Origin of the sequence: Cellulomonas sp. ACRRI (assembly GCF_022346185.1) — a bacterium.
GTDB lineage: Bacteria > Actinomycetota > Actinomycetes > Actinomycetales > Cellulomonadaceae > Cellulomonas.
In genome coordinates, this window is record NZ_JAKRMS010000034.1 from 24,227 (window position 1) to 32,758 (window position 8,532).

Annotated in this window: 9 protein-coding genes; all 9 read right to left on the reverse strand. The window is 76.8% G+C overall.

Translation table 11 applies throughout. The features are described 5' to 3' along the window. Positions 1-40: 40 nt before the first annotated feature. Complete coding sequence (locus tag MHY85_RS08720) at positions 41-382, reverse strand: Lsr2 family protein (RefSeq protein WP_239195573.1); 342 nt, start codon at positions 380-382, stop codon at positions 41-43. A gap of 122 nt (positions 383-504) precedes the next feature. Further along, positions 505-681, reverse strand: a complete 177-nt coding sequence (locus MHY85_RS08725; protein WP_239195575.1) for a hypothetical protein — start codon at positions 679-681, stop codon at positions 505-507. A 69-nt stretch (positions 682-750) separates the two neighbouring features. Next, positions 751-2,289, reverse strand: a complete 1,539-nt coding sequence (lysS, locus tag MHY85_RS08730) for a lysine--tRNA ligase (RefSeq protein WP_308191346.1) — start codon at positions 2,287-2,289, stop codon at positions 751-753. A 36-nt stretch (positions 2,290-2,325) separates the two neighbouring features. Continuing rightward, entirely contained in the window at positions 2,326-3,252 is a 927-nt protein-coding gene (gene nadC, locus MHY85_RS08735) for a carboxylating nicotinate-nucleotide diphosphorylase (protein WP_239195578.1), read from the reverse strand. A 100-nt stretch (positions 3,253-3,352) separates the two neighbouring features. Then, the gene (locus MHY85_RS08740; protein ID WP_239195581.1) at positions 3,353-5,053 is read right to left on the reverse strand and encodes an L-aspartate oxidase; all 1,701 of its coding nucleotides are present in this window, start codon (positions 5,051-5,053) and stop codon (positions 3,353-3,355) included. Further along, positions 5,050-5,634 (reverse strand): aspartate 1-decarboxylase, encoded by a 585-nt coding sequence (panD, locus tag MHY85_RS08745; RefSeq protein ID WP_374233274.1) that lies wholly within the window; start codon positions 5,632-5,634, stop codon positions 5,050-5,052. The genes MHY85_RS08740 and panD overlap by 4 nt, the downstream gene beginning before the upstream one ends. Positions 5,635-5,636: 2 nt before the next feature. Further along, positions 5,637-6,527: a pantoate--beta-alanine ligase gene (panC, locus tag MHY85_RS08750; RefSeq protein ID WP_239195582.1), complete on the reverse strand. Its 891-nt coding sequence runs from the start codon at positions 6,525-6,527 to the stop codon at positions 5,637-5,639. Next, positions 6,524-7,618, reverse strand: a complete 1,095-nt coding sequence (locus MHY85_RS08755; RefSeq protein ID WP_239195592.1) for a Rossmann-like and DUF2520 domain-containing protein — start codon at positions 7,616-7,618, stop codon at positions 6,524-6,526. Before MHY85_RS08755 ends, panC begins: the two co-directional genes overlap by 4 nt. Continuing rightward, a partial coding sequence (locus MHY85_RS08760; RefSeq protein ID WP_239195594.1) for a PH domain-containing protein occupies positions 7,615-8,532 on the reverse strand: 918 nt, incomplete at its 5' end. The genes MHY85_RS08755 and MHY85_RS08760, both read right to left, overlap by 4 nt.

The window sequence follows — 8,532 nt, forward strand, 5'->3', positions numbered from 1 at the left end:
ACCCCGCGCGGGGTGCCGGGCCGTTCGCGTGCCGCGGGAGTCAGCCCTGGGCGGCCTCGTAGGCGTCGCGGATCTCGGCGGAGATGCGGCCCCGCTCGGAGACCTCGTAGCCGTTCTCCTTGGCCCAGGTCCGCACGGCACCGGCGTCGGAGGAACGGCGCGGTCGGCTGCCGCCGCCGCTGCCGCCGCGGCCCGAGGAGGCGCGGCCGCCGACCTTGCGGGCGTGGCCGACCCAGGTGCCGAGCGCGTCGCGCAGCTCGGCGGCGTGGGCGCTGGTCAGGTCGATCTCGTAGGACACGCCGTCGAGCGCGAACGTCACCGTCTCGTCCGCCGTGCCGCCGTCAATGTCGTCGACCAGCAGGACCTGAACCTTCTGTGCCATTTCGCCCTCCCGAGCATCGGCCGCCGTCGCAGGCCCCCGTCGGCGAGCGGCGTGAATACGTGCGATCGTCAAAGAGCATGACAGCCGGGAAGGCCCGCGTCAAAGCACGGGAGGACATTCGTTCAGATTTCGGGCGACTTCTGCGTCTCATTCGCGCGGGCCGCGTCCTCGCGATCCATCCGCGCCAATGCCGCCCGTTCCGTGCGATCGGCGTTCACGAGCGACCGGATGACGATCCAGAAGATCACCCCGACGCCGACCGACGGGATGAGCGCGGCGAGCGCGGGGCCGATGTCCATGCCGCCCAGAATACGCCCGCGCACGACGACGCCCGGCGGCCCCGAGGGGCACGCCGGGCGTCGCGCGGATCAGGCCTGGGGCTTCACGAGCGGGAACAGGATCGTCTCCCGGATGCCCAGGCCGGTCAGGGCCATGAGCAGGCGGTCGACGCCCATCCCCATGCCACCGGTCGGCGGCAGCGCGTACTCGACGGCCGCGAGGAAGTCCTCGTCGAGCTGCATGGCCTCGTCGTCGCCGGCGGCCGCCAGCAGGGCCTGCGCCTCGAACCGCTGGCGCTGGATCACCGGGTCGACGAGCTCGGAGTAGGCCGTCGCGAGCTCGAAGCCGCGCACGTACAGGTCCCACTTCTCGACCTGGCCGGCGATGCTGCGGTGGTCGCGGGTCAGCGGGCTGGTCTCGACCGGGAAGTCGCGCACGAACGTCGGCGCGTGCAGGTGGTCGCCGACCTGGTGCTCCCAGATCACCTCGACGAGCTTGCCGTGGCTCACCCGCTTCGGGTCGAGCTGCACGTCCAGCCGGTCGGCGATCGCCTGCAGGTGCGCGACCGAGGTCTCGGGCGTGATCTCCTCGCCGAGCGACTCGGACAGCGACCCGTACATCGTGAGCTGCGCCCAGTCGCCGCCGACCTCGTACTCCTCGCCGTCCGGCAGCGTGATCGTCGTGGTCCCGAGCACGTCCTGCGCGGCCGTCTGCACCAGGTCCTGGGTCAGCGCGGCCATCGTGTCGTAGTCGCCGTAGGCCTCGTACGCCTCCAGCATCGCGAACTCCGGGGAGTGCGTGGAGTCCGCACCCTCGTTCCGGAAGTTGCGGTTGATCTCGAACACCCGCTCCAGGCCGCCGACCGCGGCGCGCTTGAGGAACAGCTCCGGCGCGATCCGCAGGTACAGGTCGATGTCGAACGCGTTCATGTGCGTGACGAAGGGCCGGGCCGCGGCGCCGCCGGGCTGCGTCTGCAGCATCGGGGTCTCGACCTCGAGGTAGCCGCGGCGGTGGAAGTTCTCCCGCAGCGAGCGCACCACGCCGGCGCGCAGCCGGACGGTGTCCCGGGCGGCCGGGCGCACGATGAGGTCGACGTACCGCTGGCGGACGCGCACCTCCTCCGAGAGCTCGGGGGCCTCCTCGTCGCCCTTCGCGTACAGGTTCGGCAGCGGGCGCAGCGACTTGGCGGCGAGCGTCCAGGCGTCGGCCATCACGGACAGCTCGCCGCGGCGGGACGCCACCACGGTGCCGTGCACGAACAGGTGGTCGCCGAGGTCGACGTCGGCCTTGAACGCGGCCAGCCGGTCCTGGCCCACGTTGGCCAGGCTGAGCATCGCCTGCAGCCGGTTGCCCTCGCCGTCCTGCAGCGTGGCGAAGCAGAGCTTGCCGGTGTTCCGCAGGAAGACGACGCGGCCGGCGACGCCGACGACGTCCTCGGTCTCCTGGCCCGGCTCGAGGTCGGGGTGCGCGGCACGGACCTCGGCGATGGTGTGCGTGCGCGGGACGCCGACCGGGTACGGCTCGACCCCCTCGGCCAGCATCCGGTCCCGCTTCTCGCGCCGGACCCGGAGCTGCTCGGGGAGGTCGTCGGCGGCGGGGACGGCGGGCGTCTGCTGGGGCTCGGTCACGCCCGGAATCCTACCGAGCGGCCGGGGCCCCGGTCGTCACCGGCCCGGGACGGGCGCCCGGACCCCCTCGACCAGGTCCAGCGCGAGGTCGAGGATCGGCGACGAGTGCGTGAGCGCCCCCACGGACAGGTAGTCGACGCCGGTGGCGGCCACCTCGGCGGCCCGGTCGAGGGTGAGGTTGCCGGTGGCCTCCAGCTCGACGCGACCGGTCGCGGCCTCCCCCGCCCGGACCGCCTCGACCGTGGCGGCGAGCACCGGCGTCGGCATGTTGTCGAGCAGCAGGAACCGCGCGCCGACCCCCACGGCCTCCAGGGCCTGCTCCACCGTGTCCGCCTCGACCTGGATCGCCACGTCCGGGAACCGGGCGCGCACGGCCTCGACCGCCGCCGCGACCCCGCCGGCCGCCACCACGTGGTTGTCCTTCACCATCGCGACGTCGTGCAGGCCCATGCGCTTGTTGGTGCCCCCGCCGCGCCGCACGGCGTACTTCTCCAGCTCGCGCAGGCCGGGGGTGGTCTTGCGGGTGTCCAGCACCTGGGCGCCGGTCCCGGCCAGGGCGTCGGCCCAGCGGCGGGTGTGCGTGGCGACGCCGGAGGCGCGGGACGCGAGGTTGAGGGCGGTGCGCTCCGCGACGAGCAGGGCCTGCACGGGGCCGGCCAGCACGGCGAGCACGTCGCCCGGGGCCACGGCGGTGCCGTCCTCGACGCGCTGGTCGACGGTGGCCGGCGCGAGGCCCAGGCGGTCGGTGACCTGGCGCAGCACCTCGGCGACGACCGGCAGCCCGGCGACGACGCCGGCCTCGCGGGCCACGAGGTGCGCGACGCCGGCCACGTCCGGGGCGACGGTCGCCTGGGTGGTGACATCGCGGCCCGGGGCGGGGCCGAGGTCCTCGTCGAGGGCGACGGCGACGGTGCGGGCGAGCCAGGCGGGGTCGAGGGCGTCGGGGGCGTCGGGCGCGGTCACCCCGGAAGCCTAGGGCCGCCGCGACACTGCGTGAGTGGAAGATCTGGCCCGACACGCCCACGGTGTGTCGGGCCAGACCTTCCACTCGAGCCCGGTGCCGTCAGTCCTGGTGGGCGAGGCGCTGGGTCAGCTCGCCGTCCGGGTCCACGGTCGCCTCCACGCGGACCAGCCAGGCCGCGTCGTCCCGGTCCGGGTGGTCGCTCCGCAGGTGCCCGCCGCGGGTCTCCCGCCGGGTCGCCGCCGTGGCGGCCAGCACGGTCGCGACCTGGTGCACGTTGGTGGTCTCCCACTCGGCGACCTGCGGGTCCGCGACCGGCCGCTCCCCGCCCTCGACCGCCCGGTGCGCGTCGGTGCGGACCGCCGCGAGCGCCTGCGCGGCCGCCGCCAGCCCGGCCGCCGACCGGAGCACGCCGGCCCCGTCGGTGGCGATGCGCTGGATCCGGGACCGGGCCGCGCCGGCGACCAGGGCCTCGGGACCGGGGCGCTCCACGGGCTCGGCCGGGCGCAGCGCGCCGGACTCGACGCGGCGGGCGATGTCGTGCGCGGCGCGGTGCGCGAACACCAGGCCCTCCAGCAGCGAGTTCGACGCCAGCCGGTTCGCGCCGTGCACACCGGTGCACGCGACCTCGCCGACCGCGTACAGCCCGGGCAGCGTCGACCGGCCGGCGAGGTCGGTGACGACCCCGCCCGAGTGGTAGTGCTGCGCCGGGGCCACCGGGACCAGGTCGGTCGCCAGGTCGAGGCCGTGCTCGGCCAGCCGGGCGCCGATCGTCGGGAACCGGCGCGCGATCCGCTCCGCGCCGAGGTGCCGGGCGTCGAGCAGCACGTGGTCCGCGCCGGTGCGCGCCAGCTGCCGCACGATCGCCTTCGACACGACGTCCCGCGGGGCGAGCTCGGCCAGCGGGTGCACGCCGGACATGAACCGGTGCCCGTCGACGTCCACCAGGTGCGCGCCCTCGCCGCGGACCGCCTCGGAGATCAGCGCGAGCTGGCCCTTCACGCCGGCGCCGAGCCACAGCACCGTCGGGTGGAACTGCACGAACTCGACGTCGCCGACCGCGGCGCCGGCGCGCAGGGCCGCCGCCAGCCCGTCCCCCGTCGCCTGCACGGGGTTGGTCGACGACCGGAACACCTGCCCGATGCCGCCGGTCGCCAGCACGACGGCGGGCGCGAGCACCGCGCCGACGCCGTCCCGGCTGCCCTCGCCGATCACGTGCAGCGTCACGCCGCACACCGGGCCGGGCCGGCCGTCGCGCCCGGGGGCGCCGGTCAGCACGTCCAGCACCAGCGCGTGCTCGACGACCTCGATGCCCGGGTCGGCCTGCACCGCCGCGAGCTGCGCCACCAGCGCCCGGGAGATCTCGGCGCCGGTGGCGTCCCCGCCCGCGTGCGCGACGCGGTCCGCGTGGTGGCCGCCCTCGCGGGTCAGGCTGAGGGAGCCGTCGGGCTCGGTGTCGAACACCGCGCCGCGCGCGACGAGCTCGCGCACCCGCGCCGGCCCCTCGGTGACCAGCACCTCGACGGCCCGGGGGTCGCAGAGGCCGACGCCCGCGACGAGCGTGTCCCGCAGGTGCGCCTCCGGGGAGTCCGCCGGGTCGAGCGCCGCGGCGATGCCGCCCTGCGCCCAGACCGTCGACCCCGACACCAGCCGGTCCTTGGTCACGAGCAGCACCCGCGGCACCCGGGTGCGCAGCTCGAGCGCGGCGGTCAGCCCGGCGATCCCGGAGCCGACGACCACCGCGTCGGCCCGGGCGGTCCAGCCCGGCGCCGGGGCGGCCAGCCGGCGGGCGACCGCCGTCACCGTCCGGCGCCCGCGTCCCGCCCGGCGTCGTTCGCCCCCGCCCCCAGGTCGCTGCGCACCGGGTGCTCCGCGCCGTCGTGCGCCGCGCCGTCGTGCGCCCCGCCGCCGGCGCCCGCCGCGTCGCGCTCCACGAGCGACCGCCCCTGGTCGAACGGCACGCCGCTCGGGTGCAGCCCCGACGCCGCGGTCCACGACTCCGGCACGGTGCCGGGGTCGTGCCCGGTGTCCATGATCCGGTTCTCGGCGTCCACCAGGACGACGTGCGGCTCGTAGGTGCGCGCCTCGGCGTCCGAGAGCATCCCGTACGCGATGAGGATGACCACGTCGCCCGGGTGCACCAGGTGCGCGGCGGCGCCGTTGATGCAGATCTGCCCGGACCCGGCCTCCCCCGCGATGACGTAGGTGGTGAGCCGGGCGCCGTTGGTCACGTCCACGACGTCCACCTGCTGGCCGGGCAGCAGGTCGGCGGCCGCGAGCAGGTGCGCGTCGACCGTGATGGAGCCGACGTAGTGCAGGTCGGCCTGGGTCACGGTGGCCCGGTGGATCTTGCCGATCATCATCGGCCGCAGCAGCGAGGTCATGGTCACGCCCACCTCACGTCGGAGTTGTCGATCAGCCGGGTCGCGCCCACGGTGGCCGCGAGCGCCAGGACGGCCGTGCGCCCGGCCAGGTCCGCGGGGCCGCCGGTGACGTCCTCGAACGTCGCGGGGTCCACGAGCGCCACGTAGTCGGTGCCGACGGCGGCGCCGTCCAGCACGGCCCGCGCGGCGGCGAGCACCGCGTCGGACCCGCCGCCCGCCACCGCGGCGTCCCGGCCCGCCGCCAGCGCGCGGCTCAGCGCGAGGGCCTGCTCCCGCTCCGCGGGCGACAGGTACGCGTTCCGCGACGACAGGGCGAGCCCGTCGGCGTCCCGGACGGTCGGCGCGCCCACGACCTCGACCGGCACGTCCAGGTCCCGCACCATGCGGCGGACCGCGGCGAGCTGCTGCACGTCCTTGCGCCCGAACAGCGCGACGTCCGGCGCGACCAGGTGCATCAGCTTGAGCACCACGGTGAGCACGCCGTCCAGGTGCCCGGGGCGGGTCGCGCCCTCGTGCACGGTGCCGACCGCGCCCGCGGACACCCGGACGCCCGGGTCGCCGTCCGGGTACACGACGTCGGCGGTCGGGGCGAACACGACGTCGCCCGCGCCCAGCAGGTCCGGGCCGGTGAGCGAGGCCAGGTCGCCCGCCAGGTCGCGCGGGTAGCGGTCCAGGTCCTCGGCGGGGCCGAACTGCAGCGGGTTGACGAAGATCGTCACCACCACCTGCTCGCCCCGCCCGCGCGCCTCGCGCACCAGCGACAGGTGCCCGGCGTGCAGCGCGCCCATGGTCATCACGACGGCGCGGCCGCCGCCGGGTCGGGCCGCCAGCGCGTCCGCGAGCTCCTGGCGCGTGCGCGCCAGCGTGGGGGCACCCGTGCGTGCCTCGGTCATGCCTGGTCCTCCTGGTCGGCGCCGGGCGCGTCCGTCCCGCCCTCGCCCTCGTCGTCGTGCGCGCCGTGCACCGTACTCCCGTCCGGTCCCCCGGCGTGAGCCGGGCCGGCACCACCCGGGGTGGCACCGGGCGCCGGCGGGGGGCCGGCGTCCGCCGCCGGGTCCCCCGTCGCCAGCGCGTCCAGTAGCGCCCGCCCCTGCTCGGCGCGCAGCAGCCCGGCCGCGAGCGCCCGCCCGGTCGCCGCGCGGGACAGCGCCCGGTAGGACGCCGCCACGTCGGTGGCCCCCGTCCGCACGCCGAGGTCGGTCAGCACGTCGAGGTGGTCGGCGACCGTGCCCGCGTCGCCGCGCCGCACCGGCCCCGTGAGCGTCGTGACGGCGCCGTTGGTGACCTCGCCCGCGGCGTCCCGGCCGCCGCCCGCCGACTCGGCCCGCAGCGCGCCGTCGAGCGCCGCCGTCAGCAGCGGCCGCAGCACGGCGCCGGGGTCGGCCACCCCGGCCGCCGCGAGCGCCTGCCCGGCCTGCGCGACCAGCACGACCAGGTGGTTCGCGCCGTGCGCCAGGGCGGCGTGGTAGAGGGGGCGGGCCGCCTCGTCCAGCACGACGGGCTCGCCGCCCATCTCGACCACCAGCGCCTGCCCGATCGGCAGCACCGGGGCCGGCGCGGTGACGGCGAACGTGCAGCCGACCAGCCGGGACAGGTCGAGCGACGTGCCCGTGAACGTCATCGCCGGGTGCAGGGCGATCGGGATGACCCCCTGGGCCCGCGCCGGGTCGAGCACCGCCGCCCCGTACCGGCCGGCGGTGTGCACCACGATCTGCCCCGCCTGCCACGCACCGGTGGCCGCCAGCCCGGACACCAGCTCGGCCAGGGCGTCGTCCGGCACCGCGAGCAGCACCAGCTCCGAGCGGCGCACCACCTCGGGCACGTCCAGCACCGGCACGCCCGGCAGCAGCGTGTCGGCCCGCTCGCGGGACGCCTCGGACACCGCGCTCACGCCGACGACCGGGTGCCCGGCCGCGCGCAGGGCGCTGCCCAGCACCGCGCCGACCCGGCCCGCGCCGACGACGCCGATCCCCAGCCGCGTCATGCCCGGCGCATCCACTGCTCGGGCCCCGCCCCGGCGCGCGCGGACCTGGCCCGCGCCGCCTGCTCGTCCAGGAGGCCGGCGGCGACCCGCTGGTCCAGGTGGTCGACCCGCGGGGACACCGGTCCCGGCGTGGAGTGCAGCTGGAACGACGCCAGGCCGAGCCGGCGCTGCAGCGGCCCCTGCTCCAGGCCGAGCGACTGCGTCCGCTCGTGCGGCACGACGACGAGCTGGCGCACCAGCACCCCCGAGCGCAGCACCAGCGCCCGGTCGGTGACCGTCACGCCGTGCCGGCGCCAGCCGACCGGGTCCAGCCACCGCGACCGGCGCGGGGCGACGGCCCAGCCGCCGTCCGCCTGTCTGCCCGTCAGCCCCGCGTCGACCAGCGCGCGCGGGTCCGCGGTGCCCAGGTCCGGCAGCACCAGCCACAGCGCGAGCATCGCGTCCTCGCGGGTGCCGACCGGCAGCAGCACGTTCTCCGTCTGGGCCTGGTCGCCGCTGCTGCCGTAGCCCGCGACGTTCACCTCGACCCGCCACCAGTCGGGGCGCCGCCACAGCAGGCCCTGGGTGACCCGGACGGCCTGCACCCGGCCGGGCGGCACGGTCTGCGCCCGGGACTCGGTCAGGCCGTGCCGCAGCCGGATGCCGTCCGGGGAGATCGCCGCGCGGAAGTTCGCGCCGCGGTTGAACCGCGTCCAGGTGTACGACACGACGCCGAGCAGCGCGGGCAGCAGGGCGAACGCCGAGCCGACCTGGCCGGTGCCGGCGATCAGGGCGCCGACCGCGCCGAGCATCACGACGAGCCAGATCGTCGCCGAGGACAGCAGCGTGGACGCCAGCAGCCGGCCGACCGGCACCTCGTACACGGGGCGCTCGGGGGCGACGGGGGCGGGCCCGTCCCAGTCGTCGTCGGCACC